This window comes from Corynebacterium sp. 22-2729 (assembly GCF_053479475.1).
Genome location: NZ_JBRBCA010000001.1, coordinates 1 through 19,665, shown reverse-complemented (window position 1 = coordinate 19,665; position 19,665 = coordinate 1). Strand labels below are relative to the sequence as shown.

The 19,665-nt window shown below is 58.0% G+C and carries 20 protein-coding genes and 1 rRNA gene; 9 read left to right on the top strand and 12 right to left on the bottom strand.

The genetic code is table 11. From position 1 onward, the window contains the following. Window positions 1-4: 4 nt before the first annotated feature. Window positions 5-1,366 (top strand): LCP family glycopolymer transferase, encoded by a 1,362-nt coding sequence (locus ACUY2T_RS00105; RefSeq protein WP_448306811.1) that lies wholly within the window; start codon window positions 5-7, stop codon window positions 1,364-1,366. A gap of 18 nt (window positions 1,367-1,384) precedes the next feature. Here ACUY2T_RS00105 and ACUY2T_RS00100 read toward each other — a convergent pair whose 3' ends face one another. The 3 genes from ACUY2T_RS00100 to ACUY2T_RS00090 all read right to left on the bottom strand — a co-directional run bounded on the left by ACUY2T_RS00100 (window position 1,385) and on the right by ACUY2T_RS00090 (window position 4,361). Beyond that, entirely contained in the window at window positions 1,385-2,257 is an 873-nt protein-coding gene (locus tag ACUY2T_RS00100) for a DUF5926 family protein (protein WP_448307151.1), read from the bottom strand. Window positions 2,258-2,325: 68 nt separating this feature from the next. Continuing rightward, a complete protein-coding gene (locus tag ACUY2T_RS00095) occupies window positions 2,326-3,237 on the bottom strand; it encodes a glycerophosphodiester phosphodiesterase (RefSeq protein WP_448306809.1) in 912 nt (303 codons plus the stop codon). Between the two features lie 119 nt (window positions 3,238-3,356). Then, window positions 3,357-4,361, bottom strand: a complete 1,005-nt coding sequence (locus ACUY2T_RS00090) for an L-lactate dehydrogenase (RefSeq protein ID WP_448306807.1) — start codon at window positions 4,359-4,361, stop codon at window positions 3,357-3,359. A gap of 248 nt (window positions 4,362-4,609) precedes the next feature. On the opposite strand from ACUY2T_RS00090, the gene ACUY2T_RS00085 reads away from it, so the two are divergent. Both ACUY2T_RS00085 and ACUY2T_RS00080 read left to right on the top strand, forming a co-directional pair. Then, on the top strand, window positions 4,610-5,212 hold the full coding sequence (locus ACUY2T_RS00085) for a superoxide dismutase (RefSeq protein WP_448306806.1): 603 nt from the start codon (window positions 4,610-4,612) through the stop codon (window positions 5,210-5,212). Between the two features lie 275 nt (window positions 5,213-5,487). After that, window positions 5,488-6,129, top strand: coding sequence for an LppP/LprE family lipoprotein (locus tag ACUY2T_RS00080; protein ID WP_448306804.1), 642 nt, complete (start codon window positions 5,488-5,490; stop codon window positions 6,127-6,129). A gap of 24 nt (window positions 6,130-6,153) precedes the next feature. On the opposite strand, the gene msrA is transcribed toward ACUY2T_RS00080, so the two are convergent. Both msrA and ACUY2T_RS00070 read right to left on the bottom strand, forming a co-directional pair. Beyond that, window positions 6,154-6,876 (bottom strand): peptide-methionine (S)-S-oxide reductase MsrA, encoded by a 723-nt coding sequence (gene msrA / locus ACUY2T_RS00075; RefSeq protein WP_448306802.1) that lies wholly within the window; start codon window positions 6,874-6,876, stop codon window positions 6,154-6,156. 32 nt (window positions 6,877-6,908) lie between these two features. Continuing rightward, entirely contained in the window at window positions 6,909-8,588 is a 1,680-nt protein-coding gene (locus ACUY2T_RS00070) for a TM0106 family RecB-like putative nuclease (RefSeq protein WP_448306801.1), read from the bottom strand. A gap of 142 nt (window positions 8,589-8,730) precedes the next feature. Here ACUY2T_RS00070 and ACUY2T_RS00065 point away from each other — a divergent pair, with 142 nt between their 5' ends. The 4 genes from ACUY2T_RS00065 (at window position 8,731) to ACUY2T_RS00050 (ending at window position 12,386) form a co-directional block, all read left to right on the top strand. Next, complete coding sequence (locus ACUY2T_RS00065; protein ID WP_448306799.1) at window positions 8,731-9,357, top strand: DUF6474 family protein; 627 nt, start codon at window positions 8,731-8,733, stop codon at window positions 9,355-9,357. 58 nt (window positions 9,358-9,415) lie between these two features. Then, complete coding sequence (locus ACUY2T_RS00060; protein ID WP_448306798.1) at window positions 9,416-11,188, top strand: alkaline phosphatase D family protein; 1,773 nt, start codon at window positions 9,416-9,418, stop codon at window positions 11,186-11,188. 213 nt (window positions 11,189-11,401) lie between these two features. Continuing rightward, complete coding sequence (locus tag ACUY2T_RS00055) at window positions 11,402-11,749, top strand: histone-like nucleoid-structuring protein Lsr2 (RefSeq protein ID WP_448306796.1); 348 nt, start codon at window positions 11,402-11,404, stop codon at window positions 11,747-11,749. A gap of 49 nt (window positions 11,750-11,798) precedes the next feature. Continuing rightward, window positions 11,799-12,386 (top strand): DUF2020 domain-containing protein, encoded by a 588-nt coding sequence (locus ACUY2T_RS00050; RefSeq protein WP_448307149.1) that lies wholly within the window; start codon window positions 11,799-11,801, stop codon window positions 12,384-12,386. A 38-nt stretch (window positions 12,387-12,424) separates the two neighbouring features. On the opposite strand, the gene ACUY2T_RS00045 is transcribed toward ACUY2T_RS00050, so the two are convergent. Both ACUY2T_RS00045 and ACUY2T_RS00040 read right to left on the bottom strand, forming a co-directional pair. After that, the gene (locus ACUY2T_RS00045) at window positions 12,425-12,610 is read right to left on the bottom strand and encodes a hypothetical protein (protein ID WP_293790394.1); all 186 of its coding nucleotides are present in this window, start codon (window positions 12,608-12,610) and stop codon (window positions 12,425-12,427) included. Then, window positions 12,611-13,408 carry a class E sortase gene (locus ACUY2T_RS00040; protein ID WP_448306793.1) on the bottom strand — a complete coding sequence of 266 codons (798 nt, stop codon included), beginning with the start codon at window positions 13,406-13,408 and terminating at the stop codon, window positions 12,611-12,613. It abuts the gene before it with no gap. Between the two features lie 138 nt (window positions 13,409-13,546). On the opposite strand from ACUY2T_RS00040, the gene yidC reads away from it, so the two are divergent. Beyond that, window positions 13,547-14,527 carry a membrane protein insertase YidC gene (yidC, locus tag ACUY2T_RS00035; RefSeq protein ID WP_293790388.1) on the top strand — a complete coding sequence of 327 codons (981 nt, stop codon included), beginning with the start codon at window positions 13,547-13,549 and terminating at the stop codon, window positions 14,525-14,527. On the opposite strand, the gene ACUY2T_RS00030 is transcribed toward yidC, so the two are convergent. The 3 genes from ACUY2T_RS00030 to ACUY2T_RS00020 all read right to left on the bottom strand — a co-directional run bounded on the left by ACUY2T_RS00030 (window position 14,524) and on the right by ACUY2T_RS00020 (window position 16,720). Beyond that, window positions 14,524-15,288: a TetR/AcrR family transcriptional regulator gene (locus ACUY2T_RS00030; RefSeq protein WP_448306791.1), complete on the bottom strand. Its 765-nt coding sequence runs from the start codon at window positions 15,286-15,288 to the stop codon at window positions 14,524-14,526. The genes yidC and ACUY2T_RS00030 overlap by 4 nt on opposite strands. Before the next feature lie 145 nt (window positions 15,289-15,433). After that, the gene (locus ACUY2T_RS00025; protein ID WP_448306789.1) at window positions 15,434-16,345 is read right to left on the bottom strand and encodes a universal stress protein; all 912 of its coding nucleotides are present in this window, start codon (window positions 16,343-16,345) and stop codon (window positions 15,434-15,436) included. Window positions 16,346-16,564: 219 nt separating this feature from the next. Next, on the bottom strand, window positions 16,565-16,720 hold the full coding sequence (locus ACUY2T_RS00020; RefSeq protein ID WP_448306787.1) for a hypothetical protein: 156 nt from the start codon (window positions 16,718-16,720) through the stop codon (window positions 16,565-16,567). 21 nt (window positions 16,721-16,741) lie between these two features. Between ACUY2T_RS00020 and ACUY2T_RS00015 the strand changes: the two genes are divergently transcribed. Then, window positions 16,742-17,758 (top strand): pseudouridine synthase, encoded by a 1,017-nt coding sequence (locus tag ACUY2T_RS00015; protein WP_448306785.1) that lies wholly within the window; start codon window positions 16,742-16,744, stop codon window positions 17,756-17,758. 15 nt (window positions 17,759-17,773) lie between these two features. Here the strand turns inward: ACUY2T_RS00015 and ACUY2T_RS00010 are convergent, their stop codons facing one another. Together ACUY2T_RS00010 and rrf are read right to left on the bottom strand one after the other, a co-directional pair. Then, window positions 17,774-19,285: an MFS transporter gene (locus ACUY2T_RS00010; protein ID WP_448306783.1), complete on the bottom strand. Its 1,512-nt coding sequence runs from the start codon at window positions 19,283-19,285 to the stop codon at window positions 17,774-17,776. Window positions 19,286-19,372: 87 nt separating this feature from the next. Further along, window positions 19,373-19,490 (bottom strand): 5S ribosomal RNA (gene rrf, locus ACUY2T_RS00005). Between the last annotated feature and the right edge of the window lie 175 nt (window positions 19,491-19,665).

Below are 19,665 nucleotides of genomic sequence, written 5' to 3'. Positions count from 1 at the left end.
GCCCATGAATTCTCGCGACAATTTCGGCTCCGGCCGCTCCGGCGAAGGTTCTGGCGCTAACAACCGTGCAAACGGCACGGAGATCGCCCGGGACCGGCACGGCAAGCCCCTTCTGGATCGCTATGGGCGACCCGTGCGTAGGGGCGTCATTCCTCCGAGCGCTACCGAGCCTCCCCGCCGCGAACAACCGAGCAGCCCGGAACAGCCCGAAAAGCCGCACTACCGCCGTGCCGAACCGTTGCCTCCGCGCGACAGCAGCCAGGAGTACCAGGGCTACAGAGCCCCCCAGGACTACCAGCCCAGTCCATCCCAGCAACCCCGACAGGGTCAGCCTTTCGGCGACCCGCAATTCGGTAACTACTCCGGTCGCTCTGCGCGTCCAGGCTCCCGCGAAATCCCGCGTCCTTCTCGACGCCCCCGCGGCCGCACCGCCCCGCGCCCCAAAAGGCGCAAGCGTTTCGGCTTCTTCAAGATTGTGGGAATGCTGCTGGCCATCGTTCTCGCACTGAGCATTGGCGCTGCTGTGTGGGTGGATTCCAAGTTGCAGCGAATTGACGCCTTGCAGGATTATGACGGCCGCCTGGGCGGCACCTCCGGCACGAACTGGCTACTGGTGGGTTCGGACTCCCGCGCGGGGCTGAGCAAGGAAGACGGCGACCGCCTGATGGCCGGCGAGCTGAACGACTCGGTCGGCCGCACTGACACGATCATGGTGGTGCACATTCCTCGCTTCGGCGGACAAGCAACTATGCTCTCGCTGCCGCGCGACAGCTGGGTGGACATCCCCGGAAACGGAAAGAACAAGCTCAACCAGGCCTTTTCCATCGGTGGCCCGGCGCTTCTGCAGCAAACCGTGGAGCAGGCGACGGGTATCCACCTCGACCACTACGCAGAGGTTGGGTTTGGCGGTTTCGCCAATGTCGTTGACGCTGTCGGTGGCGTGGAGATGTGCCTGGATGAGCCGTTGGATGACCCAATGGCAGGCATTAAGCTGCAGGCCGGATGCCAGGAGCTCGATGGGCCGACGGCGCTGGGTTATGTACGTTCCCGCTACACCTCTGCGCAGGGCGACCTGGATCGTGTGGAACGTCAGCGCAAGTTCTTGGCTGCGCTGTCGCAGAAAATCAAGTCGCCCGGCACGCTGCTCAACCCGTTTAAGAACCTAAAGGTTGCCGATTCCTTGAGCTCGAACATGAAGGTCAACGAGGGTGACCATGTGTGGCACCTCGCTTCGCTGGGAATGGCTATGGCCGGCGGTGCGAAGCAGGAGACGGTACCGATCGCGGGCTACGAAGACACGTACGCCGGCAACGTCGCATTGTGGGACGATGCCGGCGCAGAGGAAATGTTTTCTCAGCTCCGATAGTGAGTCGGATAGCCACTCTTAGCGGATGGTGACCTCGCGGGACTGGATGGTTTGCTTGGCCTTCTGCTCGTCGGCAGTCAGCGGAGTGTCCTTGGCCAGGGCTTCTTCGATCTTCGGATCCAGGGCCTCCAGGCCTTCCTTCCAGGACGCTGCCTCGCGGGTACGATCCAGATCCCACACCGGAACCAGGATGCCGTGGGTGCGGAACACACCGGCGAGCTTGGAGCCCTCACCCAGGTGCAGCTCACCAGCTGCGTGCAGGCGTGCCAGTGCATTGAGCAGCTGCTCTTCGCCCTCCTGGCGCACCCAGCGGATGTGTGCCTTGTCAGAGGGGTCAATCCACCATGCCGCGCCCTTAATGTTTGCATCGATGCGCTCAGAAGGTAGCACGGAATCATTGGCACGCTGCAGGGTAGCAGCAATCTGCGGGTTGTTGCGGTTCTCCTCGGTCAGCCACCAACCGAAGTCCTGCGCAACGGTGATGTCCGCCTCGGTGTCCTTGTTCAGGATGTCCTCGAGGGCGGGCTCGGTGCCGTCGGACACGCCAACCTCCAGGGACTGTCCCGGCTCGGCCTGCTTCACCCAGTTCAGGGCGTATGCCAGGTCGCGGTTCGGGTTATCGCCACGGCGCTGGGCCTGCAGCGCAACGAAGGCCTCCCCGCCGTCTTCCTCAGAACGGCGCAGGGCAGCAACAGCACCCGGCAGGACAGTAACGATGGAGATCTTGTGCTCCGCGTCCTTCACATCGGCAACGAAGTGCGCCGAGGGGACGAATTCCTGCAAGGCGATAAGATCGGCCTCCATGGCAAAACCATCGAAGGGGCGGGGATCCTTCTGCAGCTTCGCACGCTCGGCGGCGCGGGCAGCGAGCTTAGCCTGACGGCGGCTCATGCCCTCGGGCAGGTTCTCTTGGTTCTTTTTCTTCTTAGCCACGGTGATTTATTGTACCTGGGCTGCGCTTAAGAAATAGCAGCAGCGCCTGTTTCTTCTACTACGTCGGCTCTGCTCACTGTGCGCACTTTGCCCGCTGTGTTCACTGTGCCCGCTGTGCTGCCCCACCCCAGCTCGTCGTCGCGCCACATCCGTGCCCGCCCTGGGTAATTCGTCGCCAGCCACGTCACGCCCTGTCGCGCGGCCCAGCGCACCTCGTCTTCCTTATCCGCGGTCCAGACATACGTGCCATCGCCAAAGCGACCGATAATGTCCGGACGAATCCGTCCCCGTGCGACGGACAGACCGTGGGCGTCGACAACATGCAGTGCCTGAAGCCCCGGATTCAGCATGCGTTGATACTCACGTCGCAGCAAAATGCGGTGGATGGCTGGGTTAATCATCTTAAAGCGCACCAGTGACTGGGGGCTGAAGCTGATCAGGTGCACGTGCGCGCTATCCGCCAGGCGTGCCCGCTGCAGCTCGTAGTGCAGGGCGTGTTCGACCTTGGGGCCATAACGGTTCGGGTGCTTGGTCTCGATGAATAGCTCTTTCTTTAACGACGCCCCGTCCTCCGCGTCCGCATCGCCAACCCTCTGGCTATGCTCCTGCCCGGCAGCAGTGCGTGAAGAGTTGACATCGTTGAAGAATGTCAGAAGCTCGCGAAGAGTCAGCACCTGCGCTGGCTCCTCGGGTGTACCGACGTTGAGTTCCCGCAGCTCTGCCAGCGTCATTTCGCTGACTACGCCACTTGACTTCGTTGGTTTTTCCACCGCCACGCGGTCGATGGTGCGGTCGTGCAGGCACACGAGTTCCCCGTCGCGTGTTAGACGGATGTCGCACTCGAAGCCATCGGCGCCCCTCTGCTCGGCCAGTTCGTAGGCTGCCAGGGTGTGTTCTGGGCGTTCCTTGGAGGCTCCGCGGTGGGCGACAATTTTCATACCCTCCATTCTTAGTGCGCCGGAGGGCAACCGGCATCCGCTAACGGCGGGGCGAACGCAAGTTTCATCTGTTGTTTACTTACGCAGCCCCGCCGCTTTCAAGAGCTGAGTTAGCTGACTTACCCGAGCAGTCCAGTTTCCTCCATAACCTTGCGCAACACGGTTGCAGAGTGGTCAAACTTTTCTTTCTCCTCGTCGTTTAGCTGCAGCTCGACCGCGTGGCGCACGCCCTGGCGGTTGATCACGGCGGGAGTGCCGATGTAAATATCCTCGAATCCGTACTCCCCTTCCAGCAACGTGGAAATCGGCAGTACAACGTCCTGGTTGCTGAAGACCGCCTGGGTGATGCGCGCCAGCCCCATACCGATGCCGAAGCTGGTGGAGCCCTTGGCCTGGATAATCTCGTAGGCCGCGTCGCGGGTCTTGACGAAAATCTCGTCTACATCCTCGCCTGCGGATTCGCCCATCTTTTCGAGTCGGTGGTGAATCGAGGTGCCCGCCACAGAACCTGCCGACAAAACTGGCAATTCGGTATCGCCGTGCTCGCCGATCACGTAGGCATGCACCGAGGTCGGCGCAAGGCCGAAGTACTGCCCCAGTCCATAACGGAAACGGGCGGTATCCAGGATCGTGCCGGAGCCGATCACGCGGCTGGAATCCAGTCCGGAAAACTTCCACGTTGCGTAGCTCAGGATGTCCACTGGATTGCTGGCAACCAGGAAAATTCCGTCAAAGCCATGCTCCATCACATCGCCGACGATCTTGCGGAAAATGGAGGTGTTCTTGGCAACGAGGTCGAGTCGGGTCTCCCCCGGCTTCTGTGCCGCACCCGCGCAGATGCAGACCATTGCGGCATCGCGGCAGTCTTCGTAGGTGCCGACAGTCACGCGGGTGTTGTGATGGGACCACGGCACTGCGTGGTTCAGGTCCTGTACGTGACCCCAGGTCTTGCGCTCGTCCAGGTCGATGATGGCGAGGTGATCGGCGAGCCCCTGGTTGACCAGGGTGTATGCATAAGCGATACCAACGTCACCCGCGCCGATCAGGACGATCTTGGAGCCGGGGGTTGGTGCTGCGGTGTTGTTGCGGTTAAGTGGTTGTTCTTGCCCAGTAGATGCCGTCAACGTCTTGGCCTTCTTCCTTGCTAGGTGCTGCTGGTTGCTAGTTGGTAGCTGCCGTTTTTTCTGACGCCACCGGCCAGCATAGCGACACGTCCAACCAACCTCACCTCAAAGGTTTCTGAATATTGAACTTTTGGAATACGGCGTCAATAATTAAGAAGTTCATGAGAAAAAACCTTGCAGGAACAGTTTTTTGCCGTCACACTTGTTGTCACAGGCACTTCCAACGTGTGAAAGGATCAAGAGAAACCATGGCTAAGTACGAACTGCCCGAGCTGGATTACGCTTACGACGCTCTGGAGCCCCACATCTCTGGCGAGATTATGGAGCTGCACCACACCAAGCACCACCAGAACTACGTCAATGGCGCTAATGCTGCTCTGGAAAAGCTGGAGGCCGCCCGTAAGGATGGCTCCATCGCTGGCGTAGTTACCGCACTGTCCAAGGATCTGGCCTTCAACCTGGGTGGCCACACCAACCACTCCCTGTTCTGGAAGAACCTGTCCCCGAATGGCAGCGGCGAGCCAACTGGTGAGCTGGCCGAGGCCATTAACCGTGACTTTGGCTCTTTCGAGGCCTTCAAGGATCACTTCTCCGGCGCTGCTCTGGGTCTGCAGGGCTCCGGTTGGGCGGTTCTGGGTTACGACCACATCGCTGGCAACCTGGTTGTTGAGCAGATGACCGATCAGCATGGTAACCTGTCCATCAACCTGACCCCGCTGCTGCTGCTGGATATGTGGGAGCACGCTTTCTACCTGCAGTACAAGAACGTTAAGGCAGATTACGTCAAGGCTGTCTGGAACGTCTTCAACTGGGATGAGGTTGCCAAGCGCTACGAGGCTGCCAAGAAGTAGCCCGAAGCACTCTACAACTCCATAGCGCTAGAACTACATACATAACTTCATAATTTCCCAACTGAATAAGGCAGGCCCTATATCCGCCGGAGAAAAATTCTGGCAATCGATATGGGGTCTTTTGCGTCCCCAGCCATCAAGGTGGGCGGGGTTTCAACTCACTCGACTCCCACATTCTCGCTCACCCAGCTGAGGAAGCATCCACAGCATGGGGCGGTTTTCATGCCTGGCCTATGCAGACAGTCACTCGCACACTTCCAAGATTGGAGAGAACGATGAAGACTCCGACCACCCACCACACTTTTCGCACCCGTCGTACACGTCTGATCGGCACCGCAATCGCCATGTCCGGTCTGCTGCTGGGCACTGCTGCCTGCGGTGATGAGAAGGCACCCGAGGACGCAGCGGCTCCCACCGCATCCGCCAATGCCAAGACGTACAACGCCGCAGCCTCCAGCCCCCGCACAGGCAATGGCACCCACGGAGCTCAGGATTGCCCGATAGATTCGAACGCTCCGGAGATCACTGAAAACATCAGCAAGCTCCCTCATAACCCTTACGGTTGGAAGCTGACGAATCAGACCAACTACAACCCGTGCTCCGATCTCAGCTACGCGCTGATCACTCAGGCAAGGCAGGGTAATGCTCAATTCGCCACGCAGCTGATGCTCTTCCACAAGGGCAAGTACATCGGCATTGCGTCCGACACGATTCAGCAGACTGAGATCCTCCGCACCACCCCCAACTCCGTCAAGGTGCGTATGCGCGACTGGGAGGCATTGCGCGAATCGGGCGAGGCCAATGTCATGGCCGGCAAGTACTTCTCTGATGTCACCTTCCGCTGGGATGGCAGCAAGGTCGTGCCCGAAGGCCGCATCCCGAACCAGAACCTCCCCAAGGAAATCGGAGGCCACTAAGGTACAAACGCTAGCTAGTCACAGCTAGTCACCCAACACCCCGACGGGGCAGCTCACGCCATTAGAGCCGTGGTTGCAATACCCGTCGGGGTGCTTGTGTAGGTACTGCTGATGCTCATCTTCGGCGAGGTAGTAATTACTGTCACCCGCATTAGCCAGCTCAGCGATTTCGGTAGTGATCTCCCCGAAACCCGCATCGGTAAAGCGCTGCTGCCAACCATCGACGGCTCGTTGCACCCGAGCTAACTGCTCAGCATCCTGGGCGTACACGCAAGAGCGATATTGCGTCCCCACGTCATTGCCCTGGCGATCCCCCTGGGTTGGGTCGTGATTCTCAAAGGCGATCTGCAACAGCTGCTCCACGCTCACTACTGCTTCGTCGAACACGATGCGCACCGCTTCCGCATGTCCCGTTCGCCCCGTACACACCTCGCGATAGGTCGGGTTAGGAGTGTAGCCACCCGCGTAGCCCACGGAAGTTCCCCACACTCCGTCCACTCCCCAGTACATGCGCTCCACTCCCCAGAAGCAGCCCAATCCGCAGACGATCTGCGCTGGTTTTTGCAGGTTCTCCGCCCAGTAGGCATCCTCTAACCCACTTAGCGGGGTTCCCAGCACCACATTCGGCTGCGGATCCGCCAACACAGGAGTCCGACCGCCCTTTAGTGCGTCCTCCGGGCCGACCCGCTCGGCCCGATACGGCCCTTGGGCGTTGAGCGCCATGATGCGGTCAAAGAAGTTGGTCATGCTCGGATACTCTCCCTCTTGCGCTTCTTACTCTATTGACGCCGCAGTTCCTGTAGCCCCGGCGCGCCCCTTCGCAGCCACGCGCGAACTGTCGAGGTAGCTACGCAGTCATCGGCGTTGTAGCGCTCCAGCTTACGCCGGGCGGCTTGCGCAGTGCCGCGAGATCCGCCGATGGCCTGCTCAAAAAGCTCCACCGCAGCCTTTCCGTTAATGCCGGCCTGACTGAATTCAAAGCCTGCCAGCGGAGCCACCGTCTTTAATCCCAGAGAATCCGTGGGCGCCAGTGCTTTCTTCACTAAGCTAAAGCAATCGCACCAGTGTACTGAGGCGATGAAGGCATTGACTTGCTCCAGCGTTGGCATTGTTACCTGTTGGTTCATCCCATCGATCTTGTAGCGGCGCCCACCATAGCGCTCGGCTGCGTGGCGTAGCCAGTAGTTTTCCCCCTGGGCTGCGTACACCCAAACTTGGAAGTTTTTGCCAGCGGCCACCGCGTGGTCTTTGCGTGCTTGCATCCAATGCCAAAACTCCGCAACGTGCTGGCCTTCGTCTCCCTCGCGGCTAAAGTCTCCGAAACCGATATAGCGCGAACCGTCGAAGGTTCCCCAGAGGAATGTGCCACGGTTCGGGTGGGCCTCCATATCCACGTCGATCTCCACCCAGTCCCGCAGGCCACCGTCAGTGTTTCGCTTTGCTCCACCCCACAGTTCCGGTAGTTCGAACCAGCGTTCTTGTGGACGGCGAAGTGCAGCCTGCCCGTCCATCCATGCCTGTGCTAACTGCGGATGTTCCCCATTGCCCGAGGCCGCCAGCTGCGGAAGGGTTTCAATCCCATTCTCTCGCCAGTTCCGGGCTTTATCCCCCGGCAACAACAGACTGATTTCTAGTTCCTGCAGAAGCTGAGCTCGGCAGTGGTTGTGAAACTCGCAAGTCTGGCACTCCTTAATCCGCCGCGGACCGCTCGGAATCGGTTCTTCCAACGCAGCCTGCAATCCGGGGAGGACAGAGGGGGCGTCAAAAAAGAAACAGCGTGGCCTACCGGGCCCGGCGCGGCCGATCAGCGCCACGGTGTCGGCTGCAAAGCCCCACTGTTGGAGCACAACGTGAGCCATGGCGACCTTTTGAGCATCTCCGGCAGCGGCGCGGTGGCGAAAATTGATCGGGACGGGCACTGCTAACCCCAATGCGCCGATGTCCGTTACCCGACAGTCCGCAAGCTGCGTGGACTTCGCGCGGCGCGCCACGGAATGCGAAGATATGGCGACGGGCGTGTACTGCATAAACTCGTCGACCCCCTTGCCGAGGTCGGCGCGGACCAGGAGGTCCAGCTCCACACGAAAAGGTCCTTCGGCCACAACGGGTCGCGTAATCAAACGCACCCCGGCAGCCATCGCTTCCAGAGTTTGTTCAACGGCTGTTTCGGGATCAGCCGGGTCGATATCCACCCGGCTGGGGAATACCTTGTCGCCTATGCGCGGCACATTGGGAAGGCATTGGAAAACCATCTCCCGGCGAATCGTCGCATTGACCTTGTGCTGGATCGCCTCGGTGTAAGCCTCGAGGTCTTGCGGAATGTGGAGACGCGGGGCAGCCTGTTGTGTCTGCTGTTTTTGTTGTGCCTGCGGTTCTTTGTGACGCCGAAGTGCCGCACGGTGGCGGCAGCCCACTAGGTCACGGGGGCTGAGCGGCGGAAGTTCTTCAAGCAGGCTCACAGTAGTTTCTAAGCCTAGCGCGTCGGCCGGTTGGGTTGCGCGCCTCCCCAGGGTGTCGAAGTACAGTGAAGCGCGTACAGTAAAGATGTTTGTTAAGTAATCTGGTTGAACAGTAAGACAGATCAATTCGCATCGGAGTGACATGGGACTGCTCAGCGGTATGCGCAAGCGCCGTCAGGAAAAGAAGGCCATCCAAAAGGCTGCGAAGGTTCGCGCCAAGGCACAGGTAAAGGCCGACTCTAAGCTAGAAAAGCGCAAGGAAGCCTACCTGCGTAAGACGGCCAAACAGGTGCGCAAGATGGATGCCAAGGAGCTCAAGGCGCAGCGCAAGCACAACGAGAAGATGGCGAAGGCCTCTCTGGAGCAAATCAAGGCCGGTCGTTTTAATTCCAAGAGGGTGCTCCGGGTCGTCGGCGCCGCCCGCGTTGCCGCACCTTTTGCGATCCCGCTGTTCTACCGCAGCGTGACCATGCTGCAGGAGGCCTCGAACGACGCTGCCGCCCGTCGCATGGGCCTGACCCCCAAGGCCAACGCACAATTCCCTGGTGACGGTGGAATGCAGCAGGCACGCATCAAGAAGATCCGCCAGTCCTTGGACAAGAGTGTTCCTGGTGGCTTTGCAAAGGACATCTCCGATCGTCTTGACGACCTGGATAAGGCTATCGAGAACTCGAAGTCCATGGACACGGGTCCGGGTAAGCGCGTGCTGCGCTCCGTCTCCAATGAGCTGGACTTGGTAGAGGCACAGCTCAAGGCCAAGAAAAAGTAGAATCCAGCTTTGGCCCCTTGTCCAGCAAAACTCAACTGAGCGTGGTTTCATAAGGGTTATGACGAACAACCCTAAGGAACATTCCACTCCGGCTCAGTCCGGGCAATTTACTCGCCGTCAGGTTCTCCAGACTGGCGCCGCCGGTGCAGCTGCAGTTGGCATCGGCACCGTCGCTGCTAATTCCACTGCTTCCGCCGCTCCGCTCGGTTCGTCGAAGCCAGCGGACAAGCCGATCAATATGAAGATGGGCAAGGCGGCCTTCCAGCATGGCGTTGCATCCGGCGACCCTTATCCCGACAGTGTGCTGCTGTGGACCCGCGTGACCTCTAATGAGAACGACTACCCGGGCCTGGAGAAGGGCAACGCCACCACCGTGAAGTGGGAACTTGCCACCGATAGCAAGTTCACCCAGATCGTTACCTCTGGCACTGCGAAGGCAGAACCCTCGCGCGACATGACGGTGAAGGTCGAGGCACGCGGCCTGAAGCCTTACACCGGCTACTTCTACCGCTTCACCACCACCGATGGCCCGCGCAAGGGTCAGACCTCCCCGGTTGGCCAAACCCGCACCGCACCGGCTCGGGGCGCGGACATCTCCGAACTTCGCTTCGCTCTGTTCAGCTGCTCCAACTGGGAGGCTGGCTACTTCAGTGCATACCGCGACATGGCTAAGCGTGGCGATATCGATTACGCCCTGCACGTCGGCGACTACATCTACGAGTACCCGCGCGGTGAGTACACGGGAAAGACCGGTTCGGTTCGCCTGCACGAGCCGGCTAACGAGATCGTTTCCCTGGCTGATTACCGCCAGCGCTACGCGCTGCACCACACCGACGCTGACCTGCAGGCTGCGCACGCTGTTTGCCCGTGGATCGTCACCTGGGATGACCACGAGGTCGCAAACGACAACTGGGCGCACGGTGCGGAGAATCACCAGCCCAACAAGGAGCGCGACTTCCACGCCCGCCGCAACAACGCGATGCAGGCATACCTCGAATGGTTGCCGATTCGCGCCACCCCGCTGTCTGAAAAGGGTCACATCTACCGGAACCTGTCCTTCGGCAACCTGGTTGAGCTGAACATGCTGGACCTGCGCACCTACCGCAACGAAAAGCCCAGCTTCACCTCCGCTCGCAAGACTGACGACGCCTCCCGCAGCATGCTTGGCTCTGAACAGTTCGGATGGCTGACCAAGAAGCTGTCCACCTCCACGGCCCGCTGGAACTTCATCGGCAACTCCGTAATGTTCAGCCCGGTGCTGATCCCGCCGCTGGATCCGCAGGCCACCAGGGCTGTCACGCAGCTGCTGGGGCTGCCGGAGGAGGGCATGCCGTACAACTTTGACCAGTGGGATGGCTACGCCGCAGAACGTCGCCGCGTGATCAAGTACTTGATGGACAACAAGATCCGCAACACCGTGTGGCTCACGGGCGATATTCACTCTTCGTGGGCTAACGATATTCCGGCCGTCCCGGGCACGTACCCGAACGGCGGCACCGCCGGCGTCGAAATCGTCTGCACCTCCGTCACCTCGTCCAACATCGACGACATCCTAAAGCTGCCGGAGGATAACGCTCTGTCCCACACTGTGGAGTACGCGTTTACAAACATGAACCGCCACGTGAAGTACCTGGACTTCGACTCCCACGGCTACACGGTCGTGCGCGTGACGAAGGACGCAGTGGATGCTAACTGGTTGGCTCTCGGACCAGACGGCAAGCTCAAGCCGAATCAGCCGCTGCACTTCGCCAAGGCTGCAAGCACCAAGTGGGGCGAGGGCATCCACACGTCCAATGTACGCATTGACCCGGCTCAGCACTCCGCTCGCTAATCCGAGTTAGGCTGCCTCTTAAATACCCTCAGGTTCACCCCTGGGGGTATTTTTCTATTTATCTCTTTCTTTACGACGCCTCATTTCCAGCATTTTTATCATTAAAATACTAATTCATTTTCATTCCATTGAAATTTGTTGATCTAGCGCTACACTTGTTACTGAAAAACATTGGCCTAGGCCACAAACCCTTTAACTGGAAGGAATATACAGATGGCTCGCCGCGAAATTACCCAGTTCTTCGATGATCTAGACGACACGCCACTTTCCGAGGACGAAGTCAACGTTGTTGACTTCAGCCTCAATGGCATCGGTTACACCCTTGATTTGTCCGCTAAGAACCGTGATGCTTTTGACAAGGCTTTGGCTCCCTTTGTCCAGGTTGCACGCCGCAAGACCCGTGGCGGCGCCGCTGGCCGTCGCACGGCAAACCGAAGCGCCAATCCAGAGCGCAACCGTATGATCCGCGAATGGGCACGAGAGAATAACGTGGAAGTCTCAGAGCGAGGCCGCATTTCCGCCGATGTCATCGAGAAGTTCGAAAAGGCGCAGGGAAAGTAAAAAGCGACGATAAATCCCGCTTAAACAGGAGATTCGAGGTTTGTCGAAGTTGGGGCGTCATAAAGCAAAAAAGGCATCCCTCGCGCTCGTAGCAGGGGTCGCACTAGCCTTTAGCGTAAGTGCCTGCGGGGGCGAATCGGGGGACGATTCCCCAACATCCGAATCTTCAACGGAGCGCACCGTCGATCCGGTAAAGGGAACAGATCTTCCTATCGAGGCAGCACCAGAACATGTGGGCCAAGGCGGCCAAGAGGTGTGCCCCTACCTGAACGGCGAGTGGTTGCAGAACACCAACGGTCAGCGCTTGACCGGCACGGGTACCGACGAACGCTTCGATCCGCCTGCCTGCGTGTTCTGGTCCTACGAAGATTACCCACAGGCCACGGTAATGGTCAGGCACATGCGCACTAATTCGGATGCCATAGCCGTGGTGGATCACGCTGCACCGATCGATTCCACGCTGAAGGCCCTCGAGCCAAAGGGGTGGAGCGGCGGGCGTCGCGGTGGTGACGGCAAGTCCGGCGCGGTGTACGCAGTGTGGAAGGACGAAACGGCGGTCGTGGTGACCACGGCTCAGGAACAGTCCGTGAAGGCTCAGAAGATCGCCGAAGAGACGATCAAAAACCTTAAGCTCTAGGTTCGCTAGATTTCTCTAGGTCTTGTTCTAGTCAGGTTCTAAGTATCGCTGGCGATTCGTAGCAGTCCCTCGGCGACTCCCACGTCAGTCCAGGGCATCATTGGGCCGATCCAGGGGAATACGACTTCCATCAATAGGAAAAAGATCCCCACTAATAGCGCCAAAACGATGAATAGCTTGACCCACCACGGCCCCGGCAGGTTCCGCCATAGCATTGCGTACATTTAGGCTCCCTCCGTCAATTCTTTGGGCATCTTCCCATCCTTCTTGGGCTCGGAACGAACGAGAGCCGCGTGGACGATCATGCGCTCCTTATTGGAAAACTGCGGGTGGCAAGTAGTCATCGTCAGCAGTGCAGCATCGTCCGGATGCACCTCAATACGCGACTGGCCGGGAATAGGATTAATGACGTTAATGTCGTTCGGGGTGGTGATATAGCGGCCATTAACGCCCGCATATTCACCGCTAGACACTTTCTGCGCCAACTCGGGGGACATACACTTCTCAGCCTCCGACTTGCGATTACCAGGAGCCGCATCGATGGGCAGCACGCGATAAATATTCCAACTTCCTGCAGTTTCCACCACAACGGAATCGCAGGTCGTTAGCAGGCCAAGGTCATTGAAGGGGGAGCCACGGCCCACTCGGTGACCGGCCATGGCGAAGTTTCCAGGCTGACCGGGCGCCTGACTGTCCTGATAGTGCCCGGGCCCCTTGGACAGGTCTCCATCGGCGACCCCCTTGACCACGGAGAAATTGAAATCCGAACCGAAAGAAGGGATAAACAGGCGCGCGAACGCGGTGCCTTCCGCCGGCTCAGTTAATGGGCGGGGGTTCTTCTCGTCCCACTGCTCATCTAACTGGTGGGCAACGGCTGCCTGCTCGCGACCGGATTGGATATCCGTCCAAAAGACGTCCCAGAAACCAAAAAGTAGGGCAACTACACCGAACGTAATAAGGATTTCGCCAAAAACACTAATCGGGTCGAGTCGTGTTTTTGCCTGGCGCCGGTGCTTTCCCATGCGTCACATGGTACTACGTTAAGGCATTATTTCCGGTGTTAGCTACAGGCTCTTTCGTTTCTCCCATGCTTCTCCCTCACCACTCCCACGACACAGCCTATCCCGCAACTACCTGAGGTGGCGGGTAAGCTCGCCTGCATGAAGATAGTCGAGTATCCCGTTGCCCTATTCCTCAAGGCATGGCATTACCTATTCGCCGATATTTTCGGTTGGGATGCGGCTCAATCTTGGTTGCTGGCACTTGTTCTCATGATCGTCACCGTACGCGGTCTGCTTTTGCCTTTTGTTTATCGGCAGGCTTATTCCAGCCGCATTCTGGTGAACATTCGTCCTAAGGTTTATCGCTTAGAGCAGGAATACAGCGACAATACGCCGGAGGCTCGCAAGGAACTGTCCAAGAAGCGGCGCGAACTGCAAAAAGAGCACGAATACCGTTTTTCGGATGGTTGTGTTCCTATGCTTGTGCAGCTCCCCGTGCTGTTGGGTCTGTACCGCATGCTTATCCACGTCACCAGTCCGGATCCGGAGGTTAATGCGTCGGTCAATGGCTTCGGCCCGCTGAATGCCGAAGAGGTTCAATCGTTGCTCTCTGCGAAGCTTTTCGACGTACCACTCGCTGCCTATGTGCAGATGTCGGAGTCGCAGTTCGCGGAGATTCATACCACTATGGATCAAGTCTTTTGGGTCGTATTCCCCATGGCCATCGTGGCTGCAGTCTTTACGACCTCCAACTGGGCGTACTCGATGTACCGCAATTACCTCACGGTGGATCACAATTCCGCAATGGCTCGGTGGCTTCTCAAGCTCATGTGGCTCATCGGCCCCATCGTGCTTATCGCCCCGTTCACCATTGCCCTGGGTGCGGTTGGCCCGGTGGCGCTGATGGTCTACTGGGTGGGTAACAACCTATGGACCACCGCGCAGACGATATCCATCCAGCGGATTCTAGACCGCAAGATTCCCTACTCCGAAGAGTTCCTTGAGCACCGCAATGCTATGAAGGAGAAACACGTCGAGCGGAAGAAGGAAAAGAAGCTGGCGCGCAAGTCCAAGAAGAATGGGCAGCCCACCGCGATCGCAGAGCAGGAAAAGCCTGCTGCGGAAGATCAGAATAACTAGATGTTATAGCTCATTGGCACCGTCAATAGCAGTTGCTTCGCCAGCCCCCGCGCGGTCTCCAGAGGCACAGTATTGCGGGACATTTTGGCGCCGCTCAGGCCACCGTCCATGAAGACCATTAGCTGGTCAGCGAGTGTTTGTGAAGCATAGCCGAAGCGTTCGGTGAGTAGCTCGGCCATCGTGTCACGGCACCAGCGACGGTATTCCATCGCAGCGTCGCGGATACGTTGTTCCGAGTCAGTCTGGGGGCGTGGGTATTCGCTGGCGGCGTTTTGAAAGTGGGAACCACGGAAATTGTTGTCAGGCTCCTGCTGTATGCACAGATCGAAAAAGGCGATGATGCGATCCTCCGGGCTCTCCCGTGGATCCGCCAGTTCGTGCCAGTCAGCTCGCCATTTTTGATCCAGTTCCTGTAGGTATGCCACCACCAGGTTGTCCTTGGAACCGAACAGCGAGTAAAGGCTGGCCTTTGCCACGTCTGCATCGCGCAGGATGCGATCAATACCGATCACACGGATTCCCTGCGTCGTAAACAGGTTCGTGGCGCTGGCCAACAGACGTTGGCGTGGTCCGGGACGATTGCGGCGACTCGATCGCGTCGCTTGTTTCGTGGCCTTCTTAGTTGTTTTCTTCGCCGCAGACTTCTTTGCCGCGGTTTTGGTAGGCGCCTTTTTTGTTGACGCCCCGTCGTGTGCAGCGGCGGAGGAGTCAGTAGAGGTTGCGGAGCCCGCCGTGCGGGAATTTTCCTCTGCGGTTGCCATCTACCTAACTCCTTATCGTAAAGATCGTAAAGATCTATTTGAAAGCTTTGGGGCGCTCGTACCAGCCCCAAGTTTACAAAATCCTGCAAAGCCCATTGGACTCTACAGGATCTGAATTATATAGCCAGCAATTGCCGGCAATTTTCTACTTGTGCTTCTTGTCCTTCGGACGGACAACCATCATTGGGCACGGTGCATACTGCAGCAGGGTGCGGGAGGTTGATCCCAGCAGCATTCCCTTGAAGCCGCCGCGTCCGTGAGAACCGACAATCAACAGCTGAGCATCTTTCGCTGCCTCGGTCAGGGACTGTACTGGACGCTCGCGCTCAACGATCTCCTCGACCTGTACGCTCGGGTACTCCTTGATGAGATCCTTCAGCTCGTCTTCCATCATGTCCTGACGCTCGACGATCATCCGATCCATCTGGTTCTGGGCGTCCACCAGGCCTACATAGGAAGTGTGGATCTGGTTATCTGTCCAGGAGTGGATTGCGCGCAGCAGGGCGCCACGAGCCTCGGCCTCACGGAAGGCGATCTTCAGAGCTTGGCGGGAAATCTCGGAGCCATCCACGCCGACCACAACCGGGCCGTATTTATTGTCAGCGGTGACGTCGTTGTCCTTGCGCACAACCACTACAGGACAATCGGCGTGGGAAACTACGGCGCTGGAGACAGAACCCATAACCAGGCCAGACAGGCCGCCCAGGCCACGCGATCCCATAACGATCATTTCTGCGGTCTCGGATAGATCCAGCAGAGTATCGATCGGGGCGCCTTCCTTAACCAGGTAGCTGACCTCAATGTCGGAGCTAAAGTCGGTGACGATCTTGCGGGCGTTTTCAATCTTGTCGCCAGCTTCGCTCTCGAGCTCGTCGTACAGCTCCTGCGGCGGAACCATTCCGTCGGCGTACATGAACTGAGGCATGGTATAGGCGCTCACCAGCTTCAGTGGCTGATTGCGCTTCAGGGCAGCGTTTGCAGCCCAGCGAACGGCCTCGTTGCTGGCGTCAGAGCCATCAACTGCGACGATGATTTCCTTATCGCTCGTGGTAGCCATTGGGAAACGATCCTTCCTTGCAGGGGGATTTTTCGATTGATCCTCTAACACTTTCCATTATCCTCAAAAGCCCTAATGAATGCAGAAAAGGCGCCCATTTGCCCCTATTCTCGGGACAATGTGGACACCTTGTGAGTGGAAATTTAAGTAGTCGTGTAGTCGTCGTGTGGTAGTCGTGGCAGTTGCGCGATAGGCGCAAACCTTTTCCTTTAAGGAAAACTAGCCCCGAGTGTTGGGCAGCGGAACGTCGTCGGCAGCGGGTGCGTTGGAGGGAGAGAAGAACTCGAGGAGGGTGCGGAAGATGTTCAGCAGAACACCGCCAAGCTCGCTCTTGAACAGGTTGGTCAGGGAACCGGTAATTGCAGCAATATCCATGCCGGGTAGCATATCGGATTGATGGGACCGTTACCAGTAAAAAAGGGGCTCAATCCTACGCGGATTCTTGTTCCCCCAGCTACCGACACGCCGTGGGTGGCAAAAGATTTTTTGTGGCACCTCATTTCCGCCCAACGCCACCGAGCAAAAGATGATAATTTTAGCGCCGTTTTAGAACGCTTCGCCGCTGGCGAAGTACGCCTCGACTCCGGTGAGCCACTCGCACCCGACGATCTTCTGCGCCCCGGTAGTTTTATTAATTTCTATCGTCGCCCCGCACCCGAACGCCCCGTGCCGGGTGAGATCACGGTGCTTCACCAGGATGCGGATATCGTCGTCGTTGATAAGCCGCCATTTCTCGCCACTCTCCCGCGCGGTCAGCATATTACGGAAACTGCTTTGGTAAAGACACGGGTACAGCTCGGCATTCCGGAGCTTTCCCCCTCCCATCGCCTCGACCGCTTAACCCGTGGGGTGCTGCTAATGACCGCCCGTCCGGAGATCCGGGGTGCCTATCAGACGATGTTCGAGCGCCGTATCCCCCACAAGGTCTACGAGGCACTTACTCCTCTCCCCGAGGAGGCCCCCTTCGACCCTATTGCCCCACTGGCTGACTGGCGCTCGTGGGATCTTCCGACACCAGAGCATCCGTGGCAGCTGGAGCACAGCATGTCCAAAACACGCGGGCATCTCAGCACAATCTTGACCGCGGGACCTCCGAATGCCGTCACGCTTGTTACTGGCCTGCGTACGGAGCAGCGCGATGGTCGCGAAGTCTTGGTCTGGCGCCTAGAGCCACGTACCGGCAAAACGCACCAGTTGCGAGTCGTGCTCCGTTCAATGGGCCTGCCGATCATCAACGACCCTTTGTATAGCGATCTTTCGGATGATGCTCTCTTTAGTATGGACGCCCCAACTCCCCGGCCGGTTTACGTGGAAGACGAGGACTTTGCTACCCCCATGGGTCTTATTGCAAAGGAGCTTCACTTCCCCGATCCACTGACCGGTGAACCCCGGACATTTATTAGCCGCTATTAGAGGCGGGGGCTCGCGTCAGTCTTCCAGCTCCACTGTTACGCCCCGCAGAATACGAGCCGTATAGAGGGAACCAACTGCCAGCACGATGACGACTAATGCAGAAATGAAAGCATAAGCCTGTGAGTAGGCCGTATCGGCTGCGGCGAGGAGGGAGTCTGCCCAGCTTTCCTCTGCAGCATGTGTCAGGTGTACCGCCGAGTGCAGGCTCTCCTGTGCCTCCGCAGGAGCGTCTGTGGGAATGTTAATCAGCAGCGAATAGAAAAACGTCACGAGGCTTCCAAGCACCGCAATTGAGGTTAGTGAACCGAACTCATAGCTGACTTCCTCTACTGCTGAGGCCATTCCCGCTCGGTGGCTCGGCACACCTGAGACCATCGCAATGGAGGCTACCGACATCACAGCGCCGAGCCCCACGCCCATGATGAATTGGCCGCTGAGAAGAAGGGGCGTCGATCCCACAAGACCGTAGAGGCACAGAACTACGCCCCCGAGCGTGGCAACCCCCATTCCTCCGGCGATCAGCCGTCTAATACCGAGACTGGCTAAGCGCGCTCCTGCGTAGATCGACGTCACCAATGCACCCAATGCAGCAAAGGTCACGTACACGCCCGAACGCAACGGGCTAAGGCCATCGGCGAGCTGCAGCTTCTGAGTGGTGATATATTGCAACCCCGCAAGCGCGAACATCGACAAGGCTGCGCCAAGAGCCCCGGAGCGGAAAGCTGGGTAACGGAAAATGTCGAGGGTAATTAGGGGTTGTGCAATTATTTCTTGACGCCGCGCGAAGGCCCATCCGCCGGCAAAGAACAGTACGATAGCAACCCCAATGACTGGCCAGTTCTGTGGTACGTGAGTGCTCTCTTTAATGACGAGAACGGCACTGACGAGGGTAACCATTGCATATAAAGAAGAGACCAGATCCCAGTGCTTGTTGGGATTTGGATTCTCGGATATAGACACAAAAGGCAGAGCCACCAGGGCAGCAAGGACAAGCGGAACGTTGACGAGGAAGCACGATCCCCACCAGAATGCTTCGAGAAGCAATCCGCCGACGATGGGGCCAAGAGCCGCAGAGATGGTGGAAAGGCTCGCCCAGATTCCGATAGCTAGATTAAGCTCTCGGGGATTGGTAAAAGTCAATCGAATGAGTGACAGAGTGGAGGGCATCATAATTGCCGCACCCACTGCCAACAGTGCGCGGCCGAGAATAAGGACGGCGGCACTATAGGAAAAAGCGGCCAAGAAGGATGCCACACCGAAGATAATGAGTCCGGTAATGAACATTCGACGGTGACCGATCTTGTCTCCGAGAGTCCCGGTACCGAGCAAAAGGCCAGCGATGACGACAGGGTAAGCGTTGACAATCCACAGTTGTTGGGTACTGGTTGCGCCAAGGTCCTCAACCAGACTGGGAAGCACCGTATAGAGGATCGTATTGTCGAGCGTAATTATGGTGATGCCTACGCAAACTACAGCGAGGAGTAGCCAGCGTTGGAGTGGTGAATTTGTAGCTGGGTTATCAGTCATAGTTAAAACTCTACCAATCCGAATCTGGGCATAAAAAAAGGGAATGTGTGCGAATTAACGCACACACTCCCTTAAATTAAGTTTTGATGCCGGCGGTGACTTACTCTCCCACACCCTCCCAGGTGCAGTACCATCAGCGCAGGTAGGCTTAGCTTCCGGGTTCGGAAAGGGACCGGGCGTGACCCCACCGCTAACAACCACCGACAAACCACAATCAGAACAAAACACACACCCAACCAAACCCCAGGGTTCGCTGGTGTGTAGTGCCGTTCCAGACACTGCATAACAAACGCGAGTACACAACCCATGCGACAATCCGAAATCGTCTTAGCCACAACCACAAACGTGGTTCAATGTGTTGAACATCGGCCAATTAGTAC

What these genes read in the sequence shown, in the direction of transcription:
- ACUY2T_RS00105 (WP_448306811.1), top strand. Translation starts at nt 5, where the DNA reads ATGAATTCTCGCGACAATTTCGGCTCCGGCCGCTCCGGCGAAGGTTCT.
- ACUY2T_RS00100 (WP_448307151.1), bottom strand. Translation starts at nt 2,257, where the DNA reads ATGAGCCGCCGTCAGGCTAAGCTCGCTGCCCGCGCCGCCGAGCGTGCG.
- ACUY2T_RS00095 (WP_448306809.1), bottom strand. Translation starts at nt 3,237, where the DNA reads ATGAAAATTGTCGCCCACCGCGGAGCCTCCAAGGAACGCCCAGAACAC.
- ACUY2T_RS00085 (WP_448306806.1), top strand. Translation starts at nt 4,610, where the DNA reads ATGGCTAAGTACGAACTGCCCGAGCTGGATTACGCTTACGACGCTCTG.
- ACUY2T_RS00080 (WP_448306804.1), top strand. Translation starts at nt 5,488, where the DNA reads ATGAAGACTCCGACCACCCACCACACTTTTCGCACCCGTCGTACACGT.
- msrA (WP_448306802.1), bottom strand. Translation starts at nt 6,876, where the DNA reads ATGACCAACTTCTTTGACCGCATCATGGCGCTCAACGCCCAAGGGCCG.
- ACUY2T_RS00065 (WP_448306799.1), top strand. Translation starts at nt 8,731, where the DNA reads ATGGGACTGCTCAGCGGTATGCGCAAGCGCCGTCAGGAAAAGAAGGCC.
- ACUY2T_RS00060 (WP_448306798.1), top strand. Translation starts at nt 9,416, where the DNA reads ATGACGAACAACCCTAAGGAACATTCCACTCCGGCTCAGTCCGGGCAA.
- ACUY2T_RS00055 (WP_448306796.1), top strand. Translation starts at nt 11,402, where the DNA reads ATGGCTCGCCGCGAAATTACCCAGTTCTTCGATGATCTAGACGACACG.
- ACUY2T_RS00045 (WP_293790394.1), bottom strand. Translation starts at nt 12,610, where the DNA reads ATGTACGCAATGCTATGGCGGAACCTGCCGGGGCCGTGGTGGGTCAAG.
- ACUY2T_RS00040 (WP_448306793.1), bottom strand. Translation starts at nt 13,408, where the DNA reads ATGGGAAAGCACCGGCGCCAGGCAAAAACACGACTCGACCCGATTAGT.
- yidC (WP_293790388.1), top strand. Translation starts at nt 13,547, where the DNA reads ATGAAGATAGTCGAGTATCCCGTTGCCCTATTCCTCAAGGCATGGCAT.
- ACUY2T_RS00030 (WP_448306791.1), bottom strand. Translation starts at nt 15,288, where the DNA reads ATGGCAACCGCAGAGGAAAATTCCCGCACGGCGGGCTCCGCAACCTCT.
- ACUY2T_RS00025 (WP_448306789.1), bottom strand. Translation starts at nt 16,345, where the DNA reads ATGGCTACCACGAGCGATAAGGAAATCATCGTCGCAGTTGATGGCTCT.
- ACUY2T_RS00020 (WP_448306787.1), bottom strand. Translation starts at nt 16,720, where the DNA reads ATGGATATTGCTGCAATTACCGGTTCCCTGACCAACCTGTTCAAGAGC.
- ACUY2T_RS00015 (WP_448306785.1), top strand. Translation starts at nt 16,742, where the DNA reads ATGGGACCGTTACCAGTAAAAAAGGGGCTCAATCCTACGCGGATTCTT.
- ACUY2T_RS00010 (WP_448306783.1), bottom strand. Translation starts at nt 19,285, where the DNA reads ATGACTGATAACCCAGCTACAAATTCACCACTCCAACGCTGGCTACTC.